This is a genomic window from Jiangella rhizosphaerae (genome assembly GCF_003579925.1).
GTDB classification, from domain to species: domain Bacteria; phylum Actinomycetota; class Actinomycetes; order Jiangellales; family Jiangellaceae; genus Jiangella; species Jiangella rhizosphaerae.
On sequence record NZ_QUAL01000030.1, the window covers coordinates 19,445 to 41,106 of the forward strand.

At 72.6% G+C, this 21,662-nt stretch carries 20 protein-coding genes and 1 riboswitch; of the genes, 7 read left to right on the top strand and 13 right to left on the bottom strand.

The features are described from left to right. Positions 1-118: 118 nt before the first annotated feature. The 4 genes from DY240_RS31600 to DY240_RS33160 all read left to right on the top strand — a co-directional run bounded on the left by DY240_RS31600 (position 119) and on the right by DY240_RS33160 (position 4,534). Entirely contained in the window at positions 119-259 is a 141-nt protein-coding gene (locus DY240_RS31600; RefSeq protein WP_158602719.1) for a hypothetical protein, read from the top strand. A gap of 103 nt (positions 260-362) precedes the next feature. Then, complete coding sequence (locus tag DY240_RS03435) at positions 363-1,889, top strand: TldD/PmbA family protein (RefSeq protein WP_233552586.1); 1,527 nt, start codon at positions 363-365, stop codon at positions 1,887-1,889. Between the two features lie 8 nt (positions 1,890-1,897). Continuing rightward, complete coding sequence (locus tag DY240_RS03440; protein WP_119658564.1) at positions 1,898-3,277, top strand: TldD/PmbA family protein; 1,380 nt, start codon at positions 1,898-1,900, stop codon at positions 3,275-3,277. 51 nt (positions 3,278-3,328) lie between these two features. Further along, complete coding sequence (locus DY240_RS33160) at positions 3,329-4,534, top strand: Fic family protein (protein WP_119658565.1); 1,206 nt, start codon at positions 3,329-3,331, stop codon at positions 4,532-4,534. A 54-nt stretch (positions 4,535-4,588) separates the two neighbouring features. On the opposite strand, the gene DY240_RS03450 is transcribed toward DY240_RS33160, so the two are convergent. The 4 genes from DY240_RS03450 to DY240_RS03465 all read right to left on the bottom strand — a co-directional run bounded on the left by DY240_RS03450 (position 4,589) and on the right by DY240_RS03465 (position 8,559). Then, positions 4,589-6,289 (bottom strand): calcineurin-like phosphoesterase C-terminal domain-containing protein, encoded by a 1,701-nt coding sequence (locus DY240_RS03450; protein WP_119658566.1) that lies wholly within the window; start codon positions 6,287-6,289, stop codon positions 4,589-4,591. Positions 6,290-6,386: 97 nt separating this feature from the next. Continuing rightward, positions 6,387-7,013: a hypothetical protein gene (locus tag DY240_RS03455; protein ID WP_119658567.1), complete on the bottom strand. Its 627-nt coding sequence runs from the start codon at positions 7,011-7,013 to the stop codon at positions 6,387-6,389. After that, positions 7,010-7,738: a hypothetical protein gene (locus tag DY240_RS03460; RefSeq protein ID WP_147375184.1), complete on the bottom strand. Its 729-nt coding sequence runs from the start codon at positions 7,736-7,738 to the stop codon at positions 7,010-7,012. The genes DY240_RS03455 and DY240_RS03460 overlap by 4 nt, the downstream gene beginning before the upstream one ends. A 23-nt stretch (positions 7,739-7,761) precedes the next feature. After that, positions 7,762-8,559 carry a polysaccharide deacetylase family protein gene (locus tag DY240_RS03465; RefSeq protein WP_158602720.1) on the bottom strand — a complete coding sequence of 266 codons (798 nt, stop codon included), beginning with the start codon at positions 8,557-8,559 and terminating at the stop codon, positions 7,762-7,764. 261 nt (positions 8,560-8,820) lie between these two features. On the opposite strand from DY240_RS03465, the gene DY240_RS03470 reads away from it, so the two are divergent. After that, positions 8,821-9,438: a DedA family protein gene (locus tag DY240_RS03470; protein WP_119658581.1), complete on the top strand. Its 618-nt coding sequence runs from the start codon at positions 8,821-8,823 to the stop codon at positions 9,436-9,438. On the opposite strand, the gene DY240_RS03475 is transcribed toward DY240_RS03470, so the two are convergent. From DY240_RS03475 to DY240_RS03495, 5 genes are all read right to left on the bottom strand, one after another. Next, positions 9,423-10,067 (bottom strand): response regulator transcription factor, encoded by a 645-nt coding sequence (locus tag DY240_RS03475; protein WP_199700743.1) that lies wholly within the window; start codon positions 10,065-10,067, stop codon positions 9,423-9,425. The genes DY240_RS03470 and DY240_RS03475 overlap by 16 nt on opposite strands. Then, positions 10,058-11,254 carry a sensor histidine kinase gene (locus DY240_RS03480; protein WP_199700744.1) on the bottom strand — a complete coding sequence of 399 codons (1,197 nt, stop codon included), beginning with the start codon at positions 11,252-11,254 and terminating at the stop codon, positions 10,058-10,060. Before DY240_RS03480 ends, DY240_RS03475 begins: the two co-directional genes overlap by 10 nt. A gap of 86 nt (positions 11,255-11,340) precedes the next feature. Further along, positions 11,341-12,027: a DedA family protein gene (locus DY240_RS03485; protein ID WP_119658570.1), complete on the bottom strand. Its 687-nt coding sequence runs from the start codon at positions 12,025-12,027 to the stop codon at positions 11,341-11,343. Positions 12,028-12,149: 122 nt separating this feature from the next. Then, positions 12,150-15,023: an aminomethyl-transferring glycine dehydrogenase gene (gcvP, locus tag DY240_RS03490; RefSeq protein WP_119658571.1), complete on the bottom strand. Its 2,874-nt coding sequence runs from the start codon at positions 15,021-15,023 to the stop codon at positions 12,150-12,152. 79 nt (positions 15,024-15,102) lie between these two features. Further along, a riboswitch (glycine riboswitch) is annotated at positions 15,103-15,202 on the bottom strand. Between the two features lie 81 nt (positions 15,203-15,283). After that, positions 15,284-15,802, bottom strand: a complete 519-nt coding sequence (locus DY240_RS03495) for a helix-turn-helix domain-containing protein (protein ID WP_199700746.1) — start codon at positions 15,800-15,802, stop codon at positions 15,284-15,286. Positions 15,803-16,523: 721 nt separating this feature from the next. Between DY240_RS03495 and DY240_RS03500 the strand changes: the two genes are divergently transcribed. Both DY240_RS03500 and DY240_RS03505 read left to right on the top strand, forming a co-directional pair. Then, the gene (locus DY240_RS03500) at positions 16,524-17,900 is read left to right on the top strand and encodes a TrkH family potassium uptake protein (RefSeq protein WP_199700748.1); all 1,377 of its coding nucleotides are present in this window, start codon (positions 16,524-16,526) and stop codon (positions 17,898-17,900) included. Then, complete coding sequence (locus DY240_RS03505) at positions 17,893-18,579, top strand: potassium channel family protein (protein WP_233552589.1); 687 nt, start codon at positions 17,893-17,895, stop codon at positions 18,577-18,579. Before DY240_RS03500 ends, DY240_RS03505 begins: the two co-directional genes overlap by 8 nt. Before the next feature lie 4 nt (positions 18,580-18,583). Here the strand turns inward: DY240_RS03505 and DY240_RS03510 are convergent, their stop codons facing one another. From DY240_RS03510 to ftsR, 4 genes are all read right to left on the bottom strand, one after another. Further along, the gene (locus DY240_RS03510) at positions 18,584-19,576 is read right to left on the bottom strand and encodes a glutathione S-transferase family protein (RefSeq protein ID WP_119658573.1); all 993 of its coding nucleotides are present in this window, start codon (positions 19,574-19,576) and stop codon (positions 18,584-18,586) included. 43 nt (positions 19,577-19,619) lie between these two features. Continuing rightward, positions 19,620-20,231 carry a MerR family transcriptional regulator gene (locus DY240_RS03515; protein WP_407659268.1) on the bottom strand — a complete coding sequence of 204 codons (612 nt, stop codon included), beginning with the start codon at positions 20,229-20,231 and terminating at the stop codon, positions 19,620-19,622. A gap of 155 nt (positions 20,232-20,386) precedes the next feature. Beyond that, positions 20,387-20,863: a bifunctional nuclease family protein gene (locus DY240_RS03520; RefSeq protein WP_119658575.1), complete on the bottom strand. Its 477-nt coding sequence runs from the start codon at positions 20,861-20,863 to the stop codon at positions 20,387-20,389. Between the two features lie 98 nt (positions 20,864-20,961). Further along, positions 20,962-21,662 (bottom strand): transcriptional regulator FtsR (gene ftsR, locus DY240_RS03525; RefSeq protein ID WP_199700750.1); only part of this gene is annotated, 701 nt, incomplete at its 5' end.

Sequence of the window (21,662 nt, forward strand, 5' to 3'; positions counted from 1 at the left end):
GCCCCGACCGGCGGGAGACCACAGGACCCGATCCCGACGAGCTAGGCGGCAAGCTGAAGTCCGCTCTGGCCGCCGAAGGGCCGAAGGACGACGCATTCGCGACGTCCTCGAGGAGATCGTGGCAGAGCGCGTCATCGATCTTCCGCGCGGTGCCGGACGGCTCGCTCTCGTCGACGACGGAGACAGCGAACGGCCCGCCGTCTCCCTGGATGACAACGCCGCGATGCGCGACCTGATGGACGGCCTCCTGCCAGGTTGACGTGTCGAAAGCCGGGCGGCCCGACCCCATCCTCAGCAACGAGAGCGCGCTACGGCGGTAATGCCCGTGCTGGCCGCTGGGGCGCTGGTCTAGGCTCGGCAGGGTGCCGCACGAGATCGATCCGACCTTCATCGCCCTGCCGATGCGTTCGCTGGCCGACGCCGCGTTGCAGCGCGCCCGCGACCTCGGCGTCGAGCACGCCGACTTCCGGTTCGAGCGCATCCGCTCCCAGGACCTCTCCTTCCGCGACGGCAAGCTCGAGGGCAGCCGCGACGGCGAGGACGTCGGGTTCGCCGTCCGCGTCCTGCACGAGGGCACCTGGGGGTTCGCCGCCACCGTCGACCTCACCAGCGACGACGCCGCGAAGACGGCCGAACGAGCGGTCGAGCTGGCGAAGGTCTCGCGCCGGCTCAGCCCGGCCCGCACAGAGCTGGCCGACGAGCCGGTGTATCCCGACGTCACCTGGGTGTCGGCCTACGACGTCAACCCGTTCGACGTCCCCGACACCGAGAAGATCGACCGCATGGTCGGCCACTCCGTCCGGGTGCTCGCCCAGCCCGACGTCGACCACGTCACCGCGCAGCTGCAGCAGGTGCAGGAGAACAAGTTCTACGCCGACACCCGCGGCACCATCACCACCCAGCAGCGGGTCCGCCTGCACCCGGTCTTCGAGGCGGTGAAGGTCGACCCGCAGACCGGCCGGTTCGAGACCATGCGCACGCTCGCCGCCCCGGCCGGGCGCGGCTGGGAGTACGCGACGGGCGCCGACGGCGTCGTCGACTGGGGCGCGGCGCTGGACGAGCTGGGACCGCTGCTGGCGGAGAAGTTCGCCGCCCCGAGCGTCCAGGCCGGCCGCTACGACCTCGTCATCGACCCGACGAACCTGTGGCTGACCATCCACGAGTCCATCGGCCACGCCACCGAGCTCGACCGCGCGCTCGGCTACGAGGCCAACTACGCCGGCACCTCGTTCGCCACCCTCGACCAGCTGTGGACGCTGCGCTACGGCTCCCCCGTCATGCACGTCACCGGCGACCGCATTACGCCGCACGGCCTGTCGACCGTCGGCTACGACGACGAAGGCGTGGCTGCCCAGCGCTGGGACATCGTCAGCGGCGGCACGCTGGTCGGCTACCAGCTCGACCGCGCCATGGCCGCGGCCAACGCCAGTGCGCTGGGCACCAGCCGCTCCAACGGCTGCGCGTTCGCCGACTCCCCCGGCCACGTGCCGGTGCAGCGCATGGCCAACGTCTCGCTGCAACCGGCCGACGGCGGCCCGTCCACCGACGAGCTGATCGCGCAGGTCGACGACGGCATCTACGTCGTCGGCGACAAGTCCTGGTCCATCGACATGCAGCGCTACAACTTCCAGTTCACCGGCCAGCGGTTCTACCGCATCCGCGGCGGCGAGCTGGACGGCCAGCTGCGCGACGTCGCGTACCAGGCCACCACCACCGACTTCTGGGGCTCGATGGCCGCGGTCGGCGGCCCGCAGACCTACGTGCTGGGCGGCGCGTTCAACTGCGGCAAGGCCCAGCCGGGGCAGATCGCGCCGGTGTCGCACGGCTGCCCGTCGGCGCTGTTCCGCGACATCCGCGTCCTCAACACCGCCGAGGAGGGTGGCCAGTGAGTGGCACCATGACGCCGCAGGAGATCGTCGAGCGCTGCCTCGAACTGTCCAAGGCGAGCGGCACGATCGTGCTGGTCGACGAGACGTCCACCGCGAACCTGCGCTGGGCCACCAACGCGCTGACGACGAACGGCGTCACCCGCGACCGGTCGGTGACGGTCATCGCGACGGTCGACGGCGCCGGCGGCACCGCGTCCGGCGTGGTCGCCCGCAGCGCCGTCACGGCCGAGGGCCTGGAGCCGCTGGTCCGCGCCGCCGAGCAGGCCGCCCGCGACAACGGCCCGGCCGAGGACGCCCAGCCGCTGGTCGACGGCGACGCGGCGGCCGGCTGGGCCGACCCGCCGGGCGAGACGTCGCCGGACGTGTTCGCGCACATCGCGCCGGCGCTCGGCGACGCGTTCAGCCGCGCCGACGACGAGCGGCGGCTGCTGTACGGCTACCTCGAGCACGGCGTGCGCACCACGTACCTCGGGTCGTCGACGGGGCTGCGGGCCCGGCACGAGCAGCCGACCGGTCACATCGGCATCACCGGCAAGTCCGCCGACAAGACCCGCTCGGCCTGGGTCGGGCAGTCCTCGCGCGACCTCACCGACGTCGACGTCACCGCGCTGGACGCGGAGCTGACGAAGCGGCTGGGCTGGGCGCAGCGCACGGTCGAGCTGCCGGCCGGCCGCTACGACACCGTGCTGCCGCCCACCGCCGTCGCCGACCTGATGATCTACGCCTACTGGACGATGAGCGCCCGCGACGCCGCCGACGGCCGGTCGGTGTACTCCGCGCCGGGCGGCGCGACCCGTGTCGGCGAGCGGCTGTCCAAGCACCCGGTCTCGCTGTGGTCCGACCCCGCCGCGCCGGGGCTGGAGTGCGCGCCGGCGGTGTTCGCGCATGCGTCGTCGGCGGAGTCCAGCGTGTTCGACAACGGCCTGCCGGTCGGGCGCACGGAGTGGATCGCGGACGGCACGCTGCGGGCGCTGCTGCAGACCCGCCACTCCGCCGGGCTGACCGGCCTGCCCGTCACCCCGGCCGTCGACAACCTCGGCCTCACCGTCGACGGCGGCTCCGGCGGCGTCGAGGACCTCGCGGCCGGCGTCGAACGCGGGCTGCTGCTCACCTGCCTCTGGTACATCCGCGCCGTCGACCCTCAGACGCTGCTGCTCACCGGCCTGACCCGCGACGGCGTCTACCTGGTGGAGAACGGCGAGGTCACCGGTGCGGTGAACAACTACCGGTTCAACGAGAGCCCGGTGGCGCTGCTCGACCGGTTCACGGCGGCGGGCGCGACAGTGCCGACGTTCAGCCGCGAGTGGGGCGACTACTTCCCGCGCACGGCCATGCCGGCGCTGCGGGTGCCCGACTTCAACATGTCCTCGGTGTCGCAGGCCTCCTGAGGCCGTTGCCGTAGCATCGGATACTCAGACATCCGATGCTACGCTGTGTCAATGGCATCGGATACCGCGTGGCCGGCGATCGGCTGGGAGAAGCACCCCTGGCGCTCCTCGCTGCCGCCTGAGCTCGTGTCCCGGCGGCTCCGCGAGCGCCACAGCGGCCTGTACAGCGCCGCCGTCGTCCCGCCGATCGCGGCCGCCCGCGTCGACCTGCCGTCGGCCGTGCTGGCGCTCGCGGACGAGGCCTCCGTCGAGATCGCGAGGTACGACGCCGAGGTCGGGGCCAGCGTGGCACCGTTCGGCGCACTCTTGCTGCGCTCGGAGTCGGCCTCGTCCTCGCAGATCGAGAACCTCACCTCGGGCGCGCGGGCCATCGCACTGGCCGAGATCGACGAGGGCAACCGGTCCAACGCGGCGCGGATCGTGGCGAACGTCCGGGCCATGGAGGCGGCGATCGACCTGGCCGACCGGCTGAGCGCCGACGCCGTCCTGGCGATGCACGCGGCGCTCATGGCGCACGAGCCGGACCACACCCCCGGCCGCTGGCGTGAACAACAGGTGTGGATCGGAGGAACGAACGTCGGGCCGCACGAGGCGGCCTTCGTACCGCCGCATCACGCCTGGGTCCGATCGGCCATCGACGACCTCATGGCGTTCGTCCACCGCGACGACATCCCGATCCTGGTCCACGCCGCGCTCGCGCATGCGCAGTTCGAGACCATCCACCCGTTCACTGACGGCAACGGCCGCACGGGACGGGCGCTGATCCACGCCATGCTCCGGGCCAAGGACCTCACCAGGAACGTGACGGTACCCGTGTCGGCGGGGCTGCTCACCGACACCGACGGCTACTTCGCCGCGTTGACGGCGTTCCGGGCAGGTGACCCGGCCCCGATCGTCACCGCGATGGCTCAGGCGGCGCTCATCGCTGTCGCCACCGGACGTCACCTGGTCGCGGACCTCCAGGCCACCCGGGACCGCTGGGCCGAGCGGATCAAGGCCCGCCGCGACTCCGCCGTCTGGCGGCTGGCCGACCTGCTGGTGCGACAACCGGTCATCGACGCAGCCGTCGCCCAGTCCGAGCTCGGCACCACCTCGGCGAACACGCACGCGGCCATCCGCCAGCTCGAGGAGGCCGGCGTGATCACCGAGTTCTCCGGCAAGCGCCGCGGCCGCTACTGGCAGGCCACGGAGATCCTGACCGCACTCGACGACTTCGCGGCGCGGGCCGGACGGCGCGGCCGGCCGACGCGCGCATGATGGCGGGTGGTTCGGTGGCGCCAGAGCACCACCGAACCACCCGCCATCGGACCCTTACGGGCGCCCGCCGACCACCGTGATGGTCTCGTCGGTGGTGGAGACCCGGCCGTACGGGTCGGTGCTGCGGACGACGACGGTGTGCTCGCCGTGCCGCAGACCGCGGGGCAGCTCGTAGGACCACAGGTGCGACGACGGCTCGGGCGCGGCCGGCCGCAGGCTGCCGGTCAGCGTCGAGCGCAGCACCGAGATGTACGGGTCGTTCTGCGGCGCGAGGTGGGTCATCGGGCGGAACGGGCCGCCGTCGATGCTGATCTCGACGGTGTGCCGCTCGCCGCCGTCGAAGACGTTGGCCGTCACGGCCGGCGCCGGGACGCCGTCGCCGGTCCAGTCCCGGGTGTGGAACGTGACCGCACCGGGCGCGAAGCCGTCGACGCCGCTGACGCCGCCCGGGATGCGCACCTCGTCGCCCCAGCCGCCGTCGAAGGTGAGCCGGATCTGGTAGTCCTCCGGCAGGCTGGCCGGCTTGAACCGGGCCGAGTACTCGTTGCCGTCGAAGAACAGCTCGTAGTGGCCGTTCGGGTTGCCGTCGGACATGTCCGCCGCCTGGATGCCGCGCGAGTCGCGCGGGCCGGTGTTCCAGCCGCTGCCGCGGACCTCGGCGAGCACCTGGTGGTGGAAGTCCTTCGGGCCGAACCAGCCGTGCTCCTCGCCCATGTACATCTGCCAGCTGTTGCTGGTGTCGTGGCCGGAGATCGTGTAGACGTGCTCGCGGTCCTCGAGGATCGCGAACAACTCGGTCAGGTTCGTCGTGTTCACTCCGTCGGACGTGGTGGCGTCGGTGGCCAGCGGGATGTGCGTCCCGATGACGATCAGCTTGTCGTCCGGCACGTGGCGCAGGTCGTTCTCCAGCCACTGCAGCTGCTCGTCGTTCAGGTAGCCGATGTAGCCGTGGTCGGGGCCCTCGTGCTTGACGTTGTCCATCAGCACGAAGTGCACCTGGCCGTAGTCGAACGAGTAGTCCGTCGGCCCGAACGTCTCCTTGTAGGTGTCGGTGGCGTTCGCGTCGGTCGGCGCGTCGTAGTCCTGGTCGTGGTTGCCCGGGGTGTTCCACCAGGGGATGCCGATCCGCGCGACGGCGGAGTTGTGCGGCGCGAACAGGTCCAGCGGGTCGTTGACGATGTCGCCCACGGTGAGCCCGAAGCGCGCGTCGGTGTTCCCGATGATCCCGGCGATGACGTCGATCGCCATGGTGTCGATCTGCCCGACGTTCGACGTCTGCGGGTCGGCGAAGGCGAGCGCCGAGAACGTCTCGTCGACGGAGTCGTCGCGGTACATCGGGAAGTCGACCGACGCCGGCAGCGGGCCGGTCGGCTCGACGCCGCCGTAGCGCAGGTCGTACGGGCTGCCCTCCGGGTAGTGCTTGTAGTAGAACTGCGGCAGCTGGACGTCGTTCACCGGCACCATCCAGCCGGCCGGCTTGCTGATGAAGACGACGGTCTGGTCGTCCACCTGCAGGCTGTAGCGGCCCTGCGCGTCGGTGCGCACGACGTCGCGGCCGTTCGACACCGACACGTCCGGCACGCCGGCCTCGCCGTCGTCGCGCTGTCCGTTGCGGTTGGCGTCGTCGTAGACGACGCCGGTGGCGGTCTCGGTCTCTGGTGCGGTCTCGGCGCCGGCCAGGCCGAGGCCCGCCGCGCCGAGTCCGGTGACCGTCGCCGTGATGCCGGCACCCATGAGCCAGGTGCGTCTCGCCATGATTCCTCCGGTCTTCGGGGGCACGGAGTTGCGAGACCTCACCCTGTCGGCGCCACCCCAACACGAGGTGACGAACCCACGCACAACAGCGGAAGAGTTACGCCAGCAGCACGACGCCGAACCCCGCCACGGCGAGGACGACGCCCACCGCCGCGGCGACCACCGACGCCAGGCACAGGTAGCCGGTGAACTGCAGCGACACCGGCAGGAACGGCGCGACGCGCGGCAGGTCGGAGAACCTGTCGAACAGGTCTTTGGTCAGCTGCATGCCGGCCCAGACGCCGCGCGCCGCCCGGCCGGCGCCCCGCAGCCCGGGGCCGGCCGCCCTGACCTGGTGCAACGCGTCACCGGCGCGCGCCCACGCACCGGCGACGTCGTAGGCCTGCGCCAGCTCGGCCGCCAGCTCGTCGACCGGGTCGACGGCGCGCACCAGCCGGCGACGGCGCCACAGCACCCAGAGGCCCGGCGCCGCGACGATCGCCGCGGCGCCGATGAAGTACCGGCGGCCGATGTCCTCGGCGAACCCCTCGACCAGCAGCACCAACGCCGGCGGCAGCGGCAACAGGCCAACGGCGAGCAGTGGCACCTTCACGCGCCGGACCAGGACGGCGAGCGCGGCAGCCAGGTCTCGGATCACCCGCGCCCGCGTCTCACCCGCCGACGCTGCCGCCGCCTCGGCCGTGCGGCGCCACCGCTCGAACCGGCTCTCCTCCGGCGTCGTCATGCCGGCCGGTGCGGGAGGAGGATGAGCCGCTCGGCGTCGCGCTCGACCAGCGGGGTCTCGAGCCCGGACAGCGCGCCCAGCTCGTCCCACGAGGCGTAGCCGCCGCGCAGGTCGCGGGCGACGACGAACGCCTCGGCCGTCTCGCGCGGCCAGCCCAGCGCTGTGGCCAGGCCGTCGGCGCTGGTGTTGTTGAGGTCGACGAGCCCGCCGTCGTCGAAGGTTCTCGGCAGGTCCGGCCGGCCGATGGCCAGCTCGTACGCCATGGGCAGGTCGTGGGTCGCGATCTCGCGGGCCCGGGTGCGCCGCTCGCGGCGCTCGAGGACGGCCTGGACGGCAGGGTCGGCCGCGATGCGGTGCGCTGACGTGGGCGGAGCTGGTGCGGCGGCGGGTCGGGGCTGGACGGCCGGGCGGCTCCCGAAGACGACCGAGCGTCCCAGCGCCGCGGCGACCACGCCGCCCACCATCGTGCCGATCAGCAGCAGGCCCCAGCCGGCACCGTCCGCATCGCCCACCATGCCGACGACGATGCCGGCGCAGGCCAGGGCCAGCACGACCGCCGTGATGGCCCAGCCGGCGGACCGCGACCGCCACCAGGCCTGGGTGGCCGGCAACCAGGAGAGGATGCTCAGGCTGAGGATCGGGATGAGGATCCAGAGACCGTGGCCGATCACCCGGGCGACCGCCCGGCCGGCTGACTGCTTCTGCACAGGGTCCCCCATCGTCATGCCGGCAAGCCTGCCACAACCGGTCAGGCGCGCGGGACGACGAACTCGTAGCCGGCGTCGAGCAGGGTCTCGATGATGGCCGGCAGCGCCTCGATCGTCCCCGCGCGGTCGCCGCCGCCGTCGTGGAGGAGGACGATCGCGCCCGGGTGGACGTGCTCGGCGACGTAGTCGTGGATGGCGCGAGCCCCCGGTTTGCGCCAGTCGCCGGGGTCGACGCTCCAGCCGAGCGGCACCTGGTCGAAGCCGGCGGCGACCTCGTTCACGTTGGCGGCGAAGTTGCCGCCGGGCGCCCGGTAGAACGGCACGTCGACGCCGGGGGCGGCGTCCTCGATGGCGGCCAGCGTGCCGCCGATCTCGTCCTCGATCACCTCGGGGTCGCGGTCGGGCAGCGAGGTGTCGTGGCTGATGGTGTGGTCGCAGAGCCGGTGGCCCTCGTCGGCGATGTCGCGCACCAGCTTCGGGTACAGCCGCGCCATCTCGCCGACCACGCAGAACGTGGCGGTGATGTCGTACTCGCGGAGGATCCGCAGCACCTGCGGGGTCTGCTCCGGGTGCGGGCCGTCGTCGAAGGTGAGCGCCACGGTGCGGCCGTCGCGGCCGTTGAGGCGGCGGGTGCCGGCGTCGTCGACCTCCGCGACCGGCGCCGACCCGTTCTCGGCCGCCGGCACCAGGGAGAGCAGCCGGTCGCGCGTCTTGGGCGGCGCCTGCTGGGTGGTCTCGGCGGCGGCCGACGTGCTGCCGGGCGGCTCGCTGCGGGCGGCGCCGACGATGACCCCGACGATCAGGCACAGGATCAGGGCAGCACGGAGCTCTCTGGACACCGGCACCACCCCGCTCCACTCAGGACGAATCCGTCAGAACCCGGCAGGTGCGACGGTACCGGCGCAGCACCTCAGACCCGGTGAGGCGCGCCGACCACGCTTTCCACCTCAGACCGCCCATCCTGCGGAGAACCACAGGGTGATCTCGGCGGTGACCTTCATCGCGCCGGCCCGCCGGAATCCCGTACGGTCAGAGGCGTGAACATCCGCCTCTCCCCGGAAACCGAGCTGACCGGCCTGGCCGGTTTGGCCGTCGACCTCATGGACACCATGGGCGCCGTCGGCGCCGGCATCGCCATCGCCGCCGAGAACCTGTTCCCGCCACTGCCCAGCGAGGTGATCCTGCCGCTGGCGGGGTTCACCGCCAGCCGCGGCGACATGAACCTGGCGGCGGCGATCATCTGGACGACGGTCGGATCGGTGGTCGGCGCGCTCATCTGGTACGCCGTGGGCGCGGCGGTGGGACGCGATCGCACGCGGGGCATCCTGGCGCGCCTGCCGCTGGTCAAGATGGCCGACGTCGACAAGGCGGAGGCGTGGTTCGGCAAGCACGGCGTGAAGACGATCTTCTTCGGCCGGATGATCCCGATCTTCCGCAGCTTCATCTCCATCCCGGCCGGCGTCGAGCGGATGTCGCTGCCGGTCTTCCTGCTCTTCACGGCGCTCGGCAGCGCCATCTGGAACACCGTGTTCATCCTCCTCGGCTACCAGCTGGGGCAGAACTGGGACGCCGTCGAGCAGTACGTCGGCCTGCTGCAGTACGCGGTCATCGCGGCGGTGGTCGTCGCGGTGGTGGCGTTCGTCGTCCTGCGCGTTCGGTCGAACAAGCGCGATCGCGAGCGCGCCCGGCACCGGGTGCGCCGTCAGGAACCGAGGTAGCGCAGCACCGCCAGCACCCGGCGGCTGTAGCCGCCCTCGGCGGTCAGCTCCAGCTTGTCGAAGATCGCGTTGGCGTGCTTCTCGACCGCGCTCTGCGACACGTGCAGCCGGCCGCCGATGGCGGCGTTCGTGTGGCCCTGCGCCATCAGCTCCAGCACGTCCCGCTCACGCGGGGTGAGTCGCTGGAGCGGGTCGCCGTGCGTGGTCCGGGCGATCAGCTGCCGGACCACCTCGGCGTCGAACGCCGCTCCCCCGGCGGCCACCCGGTCCAGCGCGTCGAGGAAGTCGCCGACGTGCGCCACCCGGTCCTTGAGCAGGTAGCCGACGCCGACAGTGTGCGACTCGAACAGCTCGGCGGCGTACCGCTTCTCGACGTACTGCGACAGCACCAGGATCCCGACCCCCGGCCATTCGGTCTTGATCCGCAGGGCCGCCCGCAGGCCCTCGTCGGTGTGCGACGGCGGCATCCGCACGTCCGCGACCACGACGTCCGGCGGGTCGGCGGCGACGGCGGCCAGCAGCGCCTCGGCGTCTCCCACCGACGCGACGACGTCGTGGCCCTCGTCGCGCAGCAGCTTCGCCAGGCCCTCGCGCAGCAGCACGGAGTCCTCGGCCAGGATCAGTCGCACGGCAGCTCCGCCTCGACGACGGTCCCGCGGCCCGGCGGCGACTCGACCGCGAACCGGCCGTCCAGTGCGGCGACCCGGCGACGGAGCCCGGCCAGCCCGCCGCCGGCCGGGTCGGCGCCGCCCGCGCCGTCGTCGGTCACCCGGACCCGCACCGCCGCGCCCGCCCGCCACACGTCGATGTGCACCGACGAGGCTCCGGCGTGCTGTTCCCCTTTTCCGTTGCGGGACTCACCCGCCGCCTGGGACCTCGCGGTCGGCGACGCGTGCTTGACGGCGTTCGTGACGGCCTCGGCGACGACGAAGTAGACGGCCGTCGCGACCGGCTCCGGCGGCTCACCGGCCGCGTAGGACAGCTTCGCGCCGGCGCCCTCCGCGACCGCCGTCAGCGCCTCCTCCAGCCCGAGGGTGTCCAGCGCCGCCGGGTAGACGCGCCATGCGACGGCCCGCAGGTCGGCCAGCACGCGCTGCGACTCCTCGTGCGCCGCGCGCAGCAGGTCGTCGGCGGCCGCGCGGTCGCGGTCGGCCGCCCGCCGCGCCCGCCCCAGCAGCAGGCCCAGCGCGACCAGTCGCTGCTGGACGCCGTCGTGCAGGTCGCGCTCGATGCGACGACGCTCGGCGTCGACGGCGGCCACGACACCGGCCCGCGACTCGGCCAGCTCGTCGATGCGGCGGCGCAGCACCTGGTTCTCCGTCGGCCCGAGGAACGTCCGCGCCGTCCGCCGCTCCAGCCCGACGACGCCGGCCAGCCCCTGGACCGCCAGGTACAGCAGGACGGCGCCGGGGACGATCAGCGTGAGGATGGTCAGGCCGGTCACCGGCTCCTGCTCGGCGTCCAGCGGCCAGCCGAGCAGCCACATCCTCACCGTCACGGCGACGGTCACCAGGCCCCAGACGACCAGCAGCAGGATCGAAGCGCCGAGCAGCCCGACGACGGTGCGGGCGGCGAGGTATGCGAGCGGCCGCCCCGGGGCGTGCGGCACAGGCGTCGCGAGCCAGTCGCGTAGCCGCTTCCGCTCCCACGTCACCAGCACGTTGGCGGGCCGCGAGGCCGCCGTCAGCACCCGGTCGCGCGCGCCGGGCAGCACGGCGACGGGCAGCAGCGCCAGTCCGATGAGCAGCAGAAAGCCCGCCGACACGATCGCCGTCACCGCGCCGAGGCAGAGCCCGGCGGTGCGCCGCCAGGCCACGCCGGCGACCAGGCGGACCCAGGGCGCCGTCAGCCGGGCGGGTGCCTCGTCCGGCGCGGAGACGTCGGGCGAGGCGGCCGTCGGGGTCAGACCAGCTCCTGCGGCTTCTCGTCCGGTGAGCCCTCCGCGCCGGGCGTGGACTCGGTGGTCCCGGCCTGCTCGGCGCGCCGGCGGTTGCGGACGCCGATGCGGTGGCGGATCAGCTCGACCAGGCCGGTGATGCTCAGCGCGATGCCGAGCCCGACGCCGAGGCCGAGCAGCGGGTTGTCCTCGAACGCGTGCCCGCCGACGTAGCCGATCATGCCGGAGTAGGCGCCCCACGACAGCGCCGCGATGGCGTCGAAGAAGGAGAACTTCCGCAGCGGGTACTCGACGGTCCCCGCGGTGAGCGTGACCGCGGTCCGGCCGCCCGGGATGTACCGCGCGACGACGATGATGACGCCGCCGCGTTGGTCGAGCATGCGTCCGGCCCAGGCGAACATCGCGCCGGACTTCTTGCCGCCCTCGATGCGGTGCCTCACCCTGGTGCCCGCGGTGCGGCCGATGAAGTACGAGATGTGGTCGCCGACGAACGCGCCGGCAGCCGCGGCGAGGATGACGAACAGCAGGTTCGGCACGCCGTCGGCCGCGGCGAACACGCCGGCCGTGATGACCAGCGACTCGCTGGGCACGGCCGGGAAGAAGCCGTCGATGGCGGAGATGGCGAACAGCACCACGTAGACCCAGGGCGACCCCATGACGTCGCGTGCGGCCTCGATGATCGCGTCGTTCATGGTCCCCCGTGTTCTCCGTTCGCCGAGTGGTCACCTCCGACCCTACGTGGCGGACGCGCCGCGCACATGCGACCTCAGGCGGAGCCGCACCCCCGACTTTCGTCGGGGGTGCCCCCAGGAGATCAGTCCTGGAACGCCTCCGGCGACGGGCACGAGCAGACGAGGTGGCGGTCGCCGTACGCGCCGTCGATGCGGCCCACCGGCGGCCAGTACTTGTCCTCGCGGCTGGCCGGCGACGGGTACACCGCGGTCTCGCGGTCGTACGGGTGCGACCACTCGGCGACGACGGACATCGCGGTGTGCGGCGCGTTGACCAGCGGGTTGTCCTCGGCCGGCCACTCGCCGGCGGCGACGCGGTCGGCCTCGGCGCGGATGGCGATCATCGCGTCGCAGAACCGGTCGAGCTCGGTCTTGTCCTCGGACTCCGTCGGCTCGATCATCAGCGTGCCGGCGACGGGGAACGACATGGTCGGCGCGTGGAAGCCGTAGTCGATCAGCCGCTTGGCGACGTCGTCGACCGTGATGCCGGTCGCCTTGGTGAGCGGGCGCAGGTCGACGATGCACTCGTGCGCCACCAGCCCGCCACGGCCGGTGTAGAGCACCGGGAAGTGGTCGCGCAGCCGTACGGCGACGTAGTTGGCGTTGAGCACGGCGGTCTGCGTGGCCAGCTTCAGCCCGGCCGGGCCCATCATCCGGATGTACGCCCACGGGATGGGCAGGATCGACGCGGACCCGAACGGCGCCGCCGCGATGGGCCCCACACCGGTGGCCGGGCCGGCCTCGGGCAGCAGCGGGTGGTTCGGCAGGAACGGCGTCAGGTGCGCCCGCACGCCGATGGGGCCGACGCCGGGTCCGCCGCCGCCGTGCGGGATGCAGAACGTCTTGTGCAGGTTGAGGTGGCTCACGTCGGCGCCGAACTCGCCCGGCTTGGCCAGGCCCACCAGCGCGTTGAGGTTGGCGCCGTCGACGTACACCTGGCCGCCGGCGGCGTGCACCAAGCGGGCGATCTCGGTGATGCCCTCCTCGTACACCCCATGCGTCGACGGGTAGGTGACCATGATCGCGGCGAGACGGCCCGCGTGCTCGTCGATCTTCGCCCGCAGGTCGTCGAGGTCGACGGTGCCGTCGTCGGCCGCCGCGACCACCACGACCCGCATGCCGGCCATGACCGCCGACGCCGCGTTGGTGCCGTGCGCGCTGGACGGGATGAGGCAGACGTCGCGCTGCTCGTCGCCGTTGGACCGGTGGAACGCCCGGATCGCCAGCAGCCCGGCCAGCTCGCCCTGCGACCCGGCGTTCGGCTGGATCGACACCGCGTCGTAGCCCGTCACCGTCGCCAGCCAGCCCTCGAGCTGGCGGATCAGCGCGAGGTAGCCGTCGGCCTGCTCGACCGGCGCGAACGGGTGGATGCCGGCGAACCCGGGCCAGGTGATCGGCTCCATCTCGGTGGCGGCGTTGAGCTTCATGGTGCAGGAGCCGAGCGGGATCATGCCGCGGTCGAGCGCGTAGTCCTTGTCGGCGAGCTTGCGCAGGTAGCGCAGCATCGACGTCTCGGAGCGGTGGGTGTTGAAGACCGGGTGGGTGAGGTAGGGGCTGTGCCGGCGGAGGGCCTCGGGGATCGCGACGGCGCCGGTGTCGGCGCCGGCCGCCTGGGCCGTCAGGCCGAACGCCCGCAGCACCTTGGCGATGTCGGCGTCGGTGGTGACCTCGTCGCACGCGATGCGTACGTCGTCGCTGCCGGCCCGGCCGAGGTTGACCCCCAGTTCGGCGGCGTCGGCGACGACGGCGGACGCGCGGCCCGGCACCCGGGCCAGGACGGTGTCGAAGAACGCGTCGTGGACGACCTCGACGCCGCCGGCCCGCAGCGCCGCCGCGAGCGTCGTCGCGTGGCCGTGCACCCGCGAGGCCATCTCGCGCAGCCCCTCGGGCCCGTGGTAGACGGCGTACATCGACGCGACGACAGCCAGCAGCACCTGCGCGGTGCAGATGTTCGACGTCGCCTTCTCGCGGCGGATGTGCTGCTCGCGGGTCTGCAGCGCCAGCCGGTACGCCTGCGCGCCGGCCGCGTCCTTCGAGACGCCGACCAGCCGGCCGGGCAGGCCGCGCTCCAGCCCCGCCCGGACGGCCATGTAGCCGGCGTGCGGCCCGCCGTACCCGAGCGGCACCCCGAACCGCTGCGACGACCCGACGACGACGTCGGCGCCGAACTCGCCGGGCGGCGTGAGCAGCGTCAGCGCGAGCAGGTCGGCGGCGACGGTGACCAGCGCGCCCCGCTCGTGGGCGGCCTCGACGACGGGCGCGAGGTCGCGGATGCGCCCGGACGCGCCCGGATACTGGGCCACGACGCCGAAGATCTCCCCGTCGGGCAGTCCCTCGTCGAGGTCGGCGACGACGACGTCGATGCCCAGCGGCTCGGCGCGCGTCTGGATGACGGCGATGGTCTGCGGCAGGCAGTCGGCGTCGACGACGACGGTGTTGCCGGTGGTGCCGCGGATGGAGCGGCGCATGAGCGTCATCGCCTCGGCCGCCGCGGTGGCCTCGTCGAGCAGGCTGGCGTTGGCCGTCGGCAGGCCGGCGAGGTCGGACACCATGGTCTGGAAGTTCAGCAGCGCCTCGAGCCGGCCCTGCGAGATCTCCGGCTGGTACGGCGTGTAGGCGGTGTACCAGGCCGGGCTCTCCAGCACGCGGCGCACGACGACCGGCGGTGTGACGGTGTCGTAGTAGCCGAGGCCGATCATCTGCGTGTGCCGCTGGTTGCGCCGCGACAGCGCCCGCAGCTCGTCCAGCGCCTCGGTCTCGGTGCTGGCCGGCGGCAGGTCGAGCGCGCCGAGGTTGCGGATGGCATCGGGCACGGCCGCCTCGACGAGCGCGTCGAGCGTCTCGTACCCGACGGCGTCGAGCATCTTCGCGATCTCCTCGTCGCGCGGCCCGACGTGCCGGGCGACGAAGGGTGCCTCGCTGGCCACGGAGGACAGTGGCTGGAATTGCTGGGACATCGACGGAGCTCCTCGGACGGATATGGCGAGTCAGCTCCCCCTCTGTCGTCGTCGCTCGTCACGACGGCTTCAGAGTGGCCTCGCCTGACCGGTCCTTGCTGCCTGAGAGGTTGACGGGGATGTTGCCCCTTCGGCGCCTCGCACCCCGGGTGGTGCGAGAACTCTCCCGGTCAGAGTCCACAGCTCGCCGTCAGCATAGCTCGCCCCGCCCCGCCCGGCGACGCGGACGCGCGAGGTGGGCGGTCCGGGCATCGCGTCGGTCAGTCACGCTCCCAGCGGAGTTTGCCCTCTTCGTCGCAGTATCGGCGGCGGAAGCTGTATCGCGGCATCTGCTCGCGCGGGACCGGCACCCGCCGAAGCGGATGGCTGTCCCACCAGTCCACGTCCCGCTTGACCTTCCACACGGGCAGGTGCGACGGGTAGTGCCGGTCCGCGGCGTCGCGCACCAGGACCAGCGGAGCGTGGATCACCAGCTCGCCCTCGCGCGTGACGACGGCCAGCCTGAGGCCGCACGTCTCCAGGCACGTCATCATCAGGTGCCATCGAGGTGCGGTGCGGCCGGCCTCCGCCCGGACGATCGCCGACAACGCGACGCCGGCCCGCTCCGCCAGCTCCCGCTGACTGAGCCCGGCGTACGCCCTCGCTGTCCGCAGCACCGACCCCGCCGTGGAGAGGGCGACGCGGAACAACGGGTCCGCGCCCTGGTGCCCCCACTCGGGAACCTCGGCCGGCGTCGGCGGCGTCGGCCGCGGCATCGAGGCGTCTGGGTCATCGATCATGAAACCATCCGACCACGCGGCACCGACCTCGCGCCGAGCCGCGACCGCCATCTGTGGACGACGGCGCCAACCCGCCCCTCCTGTGGACGACAGGGCGCCGGTCGGCCGAGGGTTCGGCCGCCGACGACCCGCCGCGACGGACGCGGCCGGCCGATGGCCGGGCCGCCCGACTACCTGTCGTGCCGCTGGAGGTCTGCTGTCCTTTCAGACCGCAGAGCTCCAGCACGCCGGAAGGGCATCATGCGGAGCCGCTGCCGAGCGGCGACATACCGGCAGACGCGCACGACGGCGCCGATCTGCCCCGCCCATGGACGACGGGCCCGGCCGGCCGATGGCCGGGCCGCCCGACTACCTCTCGTGGCGCTGGAGGTCTGCTGTCCATTCAGACCGCAGAGCTCCAGCACGCCGGAAGGCACCACGAGGGGGCCGCTGCCGAGCGGCGACATACCGGCAGACGTGGACGACGGCGCCGATCCGCCCCGCCCATGGACGACGGGCCCGGCCGGCCGATGGCCGGGCCGCCCGACGACCTGTCGTGGCGCTGGAGGTCTGCTGTCCATTCAGACCGCAGAGCTCCAGCACGCCGGAAGGCACCACGAGGGGGCCGCGGCCAGGCGGCGACGCACCGGCGGAGCGGCTGATGACCGCCTCGCNGGCGACGCACCGGCGGAGCGGCTGATGACCGCCTCGCCAGCCGGGTTGGCGTGTAGCGTGGCGTCTCGTGGGTGGGCTGCGCCGGCGTGGTGACCGTGGCGTTCCCGGCCGGCGAGCGCCGTTCCTGCGGCATCCGGCGCAGGTCGTCGTGGCGGCGTTCGCGACGGCGGTCGCGATCGGCACGGTGCTGCTGATGCTCCCCGTGGCGCGCGAGGGTCCCGGTTCCGCCTCGCTGCTCGACGCCGCGTTCACGGCGACGTCGGCGGTGTGCGTGACCGGGTTGGTCGTCGTCGACACGCCGACGTACTGGAGCACATTCGGCGAGGTGGTGATCGTCGGGCTCATCCAGGTGGGCGGCTTCGGGATCATGACGCTGGCGTCGCTGCTGGTCGTGCTGGTGTCGCACCGGATGGGCCTGCGCTCCCGGCTGACCGCCGCGGCGGAGACGAAGACGCTCGGCCTCGGCGACGTGCGCAGCGTGCTGCTCGGCGTGGCGAAGGTGAGCATCGCCGTCGAGCTGGCGGTCGCCGCGATCCTGACGATCCGGCTGGCCATCGCGTACGACGAGCCGCTGGGCCGGGCCGTCTACCTCGGCGTCTTCCATGCGGTGTCGGCGTTCAACAACGCCGGGTTCTCGCTCTACAGCGACAATCTCATGCGGTTCGTCGCCGACCCCTGGGTGAGCCTGCCGATCTGCCTGGCGATCATCGTCGGCGGCCTCGGGTTCCCCGTGCTGATGGAGCTGCGCCGCCACCTGCGCCGGCCCTGGCGGTGGAGCCTCCACACCAAGATCACCGTCTGGGCGACCGGCGTCCTGCTGGCGGGCGGGACGGCGTTCGTCGCCATCAGCGAGTGGCGGAACCCCGGCACGCTCGGACCCCTGGACGGACCCGGGCGGCTGCTCGCCGCGTTCTTCCACTCCGTCAACACCCGCACGGCGGGCTTCAACAGCCTCGACGTCGCCGCGATGACCGAGGGCACCTGGCTGGGCAGCGACGTGCTGATGTTCATCGGCGGCGGCAGCGCGGGCACAGCCGGCGGGATCAAGGTGACGACGTTCGCGCTGCTGCTCTTCGTCATCCTGGCGGAGGTGCGCGGCGAGGAGTCCGTGCACGTCTTCGACCGCAGGGTCGGGCCGCGCGTCCAGCGCCAGGCTTTGAGCGTCGCGCTGCTCGCGGTGGCCGCCGTCGTGATCCCGACGCTGTTCATCCTCGAGGCGACGGACATCGCGCTGGACAAGGTGCTGTTCGAGGTCGTGTCCGCGTTCGCGACCGTCGGGCTGTCCACCGGCATCACCGCCGACCTGCCGTCCGGGGCACAGGCTGCCATCATGGTGCTGATGTTCATCGGACGCCTGGGGCCCATCACGTTCGCCAGCGCGCTCGCGCTGCGGCAGCGGGGGCGCCGCTACGAGCTCCCGGAAGCGAGGCCGATCATTGGCTAGACAGCCCGCCCGCACCGGCCGCTCGCGGGATCTCGTCGTCGTGGTCGTCGGTCTCGGCCGGTTCGGCACGTCACTGGCCCTGGAGCTGATGGAGGACCCGCGCATCGAGGTCCTCGGCATCGACCACGACGCCGAGCGGGTCCAGAAGCTGGCCGGCCGGCTCACGCACGCGGTCGTCGCCGATTCCACCGACGAGGACGCGATGCGCCAGGTGTCGGTGCACGAGGCCGATCGCGCCGTGGTCGGCATCGGCAGCGACATCGAGGCCAGCATCCTCACCGCGTCGGTCCTGCTCGACCTCGGCCTCCCCAACATCTGGGCCAAGGCCATCAGCCACGCCCACGCCCGCATCCTCACCCAGCTGGGCGTGCACCACGTGGTCCGGCCCGAGCACGACATGGGGCTGCGGGTCGCCCACCTGGTCCGCGGCCGCATGCTGGACTACATCGAGTTCGACGACGGCTTCGCCATGGTCAAGACGGCGCCGCCGCGCGACACCGTCGGGCGCCGGCTGGGCGACTCCGGCATCCGGCAGACGTACGGGGTCACCGTCGTCGCGGTCAAGCGGCCCGGCGAGGGGTTCACCTACGCCACCGCCGACACCGTCGTCCACGACGGCGACACCCTCATCGTCAGCGGCAAGATCGCCGACACCGAACGGTTCGCCGAGCTCACCTGACCTGTCAGCGCACGCCGAGCTCCGAGACGTCGGGCGGCGGGGTGCCGTCGGGGCCGAACGGGGTCCCGCCGAGTTCCTCGCGGTGGTGCGGGTCCTGCCAGCCGGACAGGTCGGGGCCGGCGGGGACGATCCGCGACGGGTTCAGCTGGTCCAGCACCTGGTAGTAGTGCCGCTTGATGTGGTCGAAGTTCACCGTGCCGGCGAAGCCGGGCGTCTGGTAGAGGTCGCGCGCGTACGCCCACAGCACCGGCAGCTCGGTCAGCTTGTGCCGGTTGCACTTGAAGTGTCCGTGGTAGACGGCGTCGAACCGGACCAGCGTGGTGAACAGCCGGACGTCGGCCTCGGTGAGGTGGTCGCCGACGAGGTAGCGCCGCGTCGCCAGCCGCTCGGACAGCCAGTCCAGCCGGGCGAACAGCGCGTCGTAGGCCTGCTCGTAGGCCTCCTGCGACGCGGCGAACCCGGCCCGGTAGACGCCGTTGTTGACGTCGGTGAAGACCAGCTCGTTGATCTCGTCGATCTCGTCGCGCCACTCCTGCGGGTACAGGTCGGGCGCGCCGGGCCGGTGGTACTCCCGCCACTCGGTGCTGAGGTCCAGCGTGATCTGCGGGTAGTCGTTCGTGACCAGCCGGCCGGACGGCACGTCGACGATCGCCGGCACCGAGACCCCGCCGTCGTACGACGGGTCGGCCGCGGCGTAGGCCTCGGCGAGATAGCGGATGCCCAGGACGGGGTCGCGGCCGTCCGGATCGAGCGTGAACCGCCAGCTGCGCTCGTCCTGGATCGGATCGGCGATGGCCAGCGAGATGACGTCCTGCAGACCGAGCAGCCGCCGCACGAGGACGGCCCGGCTGGCCCACGGGCAGGCCAGGCTGACGACGAGGCGGTAGCGGCCGGGCTCGACCAGCCAGCCGGACGATCCGTCGGCGGTGATGCGGTCGTCGAAGCGGTTGCCGGCGCGGACGAACTCGCCGGAGTCGTTGGTGGTCAGCTTCGTCATGCCACGAAGCTACCCACGAGCGCCCGTCGTGAACTGGGTGCCGCTACTCCCCCGCGGCACGGGCGCGGCGGCGGGCGGCGAGCTGGTCGCCGGGGTGCTCGGCCGGCGGCTCGCCGGGCCGCTCGGCCGGCAGCTCGACGAGCGTGGCCTCGATCTCGCGCCACACCCGGCCGACGGCGATGCCGAAGACACCCTGGCCGCCCTGGACGAGGTCGACGACCTCGTCGGCGGAGGTGCACTCGTAGACGCTGGCGCCGTCGCTCATCAGCGTGATGCCGGCGAGGTCCTCGACCCCGCGGTCGCGCAGGTGCTGCACGGCCTGGCGGATCTGCTGCAGCGAGACCCCGGTGTCGAGCAGCCGCTTGACGATCTTGAGCACCAGGATGTCGCGGAAGGAGTAGAGCCGCTGGCTGCCGGACCCGGCGGCGCTGCGGATGCTCGGCTCGACCAGGCCGGTGCGGGCCCAGTAGTCGAGCTGGCGGTACGTGATGCCGGCGGCGCTGCAGGCGGTGGGGCCGCGGTAGCCGACGTCCTCGGGGACCGGGCCGACCATGCCCTCGAACAACAGGCCCTGGCGGGTGGCGGCGCGACCGGCCGCGGCGGTACGCCCGGCGTCACCTGCCGCGCCGGTACCGGATGTGCTGTCTGCGCTCACGCCGACCCCTTCATGGTCCGTGCCGATTGCGACGTCGTGTTACACGAGTGACGTTAGGCCCGGGCCCCACGGCGGTCAATGCAACACGCGGCAAGTCTCAAGCTCGACTTCAGCTCTAGACAGAAATCACATGAGTCACACCAGTAACAGCCGTCTCAGCCGCTGAAGTCTTCCGGCGTGACCTCGTCGAGGAACTGACGGAACCGGGCGACCTCGTCCTCCTGCTCCTCGGAGTCGGGGTCGGCCATGAGCACGCCGGCCTCGTCGAGCAGCGGCTCAGAGGCGTAGATGGGTGACCCGGTGCGCAGCGCCAGCGCGATGGAGTCGGACGGCCGCGAGCTGACCTCGAGCCCGCCGGACAGCACCAGCTCGGCGTAGTAGGTGTTGTCGCGCACCTCGGTGATGCGGACCTGCTCGAGCGTGACGCCGACGGCGTCGAGCACGTCTTTGAACAGATCGTGGGTCATGGGCCGCGGCGGCACGACGCCCTGCTGGGCGAAGGCGATGGCGGTGGCCTCCACGGCACCGATCCAGATGGGCAGGAAGCGGTCACCGCCCACCTCACGCAGAAGGACGATGGGCTGGTTGGAGGGCATCTCCACTCGGACGCCCACGACGTCTAGCTCGCGCACGCCTTCAACACTACCCCCGCATCGGGCCGGGCTCAGCGGGAGAACCAGCCCGCGGGACGGCGAACGGCCCGGCGCCCGCGCGACACGGCGCGCGGCGCTCAGCGTGACAGGCGGCGCGTCCCGGCGTCGACCAGCGCCGCGTGCAGCCGGACGGTGAGCCGCGCGACGTCGGCGGCGGCCTCCTCGGCCCGGCCGCGGGAGTCGGCGCCACGCTGCCGGAACATCGGCGCCACGACCTGTTCGACCAGCCCGACCTGCCGTTCGGCGGCGGTCCGGACGGCGCGCAGGTGCCGCGGCTGCAGCCCGTACTGGGCCAGTTCGCCGGCCGTGCGGGCGACCAGCAGGGCGTCGGCGTCGTACGCGCCCCCGCGGCGCGCCGTCACCAGCCCGTAGGACTCCAGCTCGGTCAGCAGGTCGTCGGAGATGGCCGCGGCCTCCAGCAGCGACGCCCGCGGCAGCAGCACCTCGTCGGTGGACCCCGCCGCCGCGGTGTACGGCGTGACGGTGCTGCCGCCCTCGGTGACCAGCTCCATGCCGCGGTCGAGCTGCTCGAGCTGCTCCTTGATCACCCGCAGCGGCAGGTAGTGGTCACGCTGCACCGTGAGGATGTAGCGCAGCCGGGCGACGTCGTCGTGGGTGAACCGGCGGTAGCCCGACGGCGAGCGCTGCGGCTCGACCAGGCCTTCGGTCTCGAGGAATCGGATCTTGGAGATGCTGACGTCGGCGAAGTCGGGCCGCAGCTGGGCGAGCACCTCGCCGATGCTCATCGTCTGGCCGGCCGGCGCGGCGTCGCGCCGCG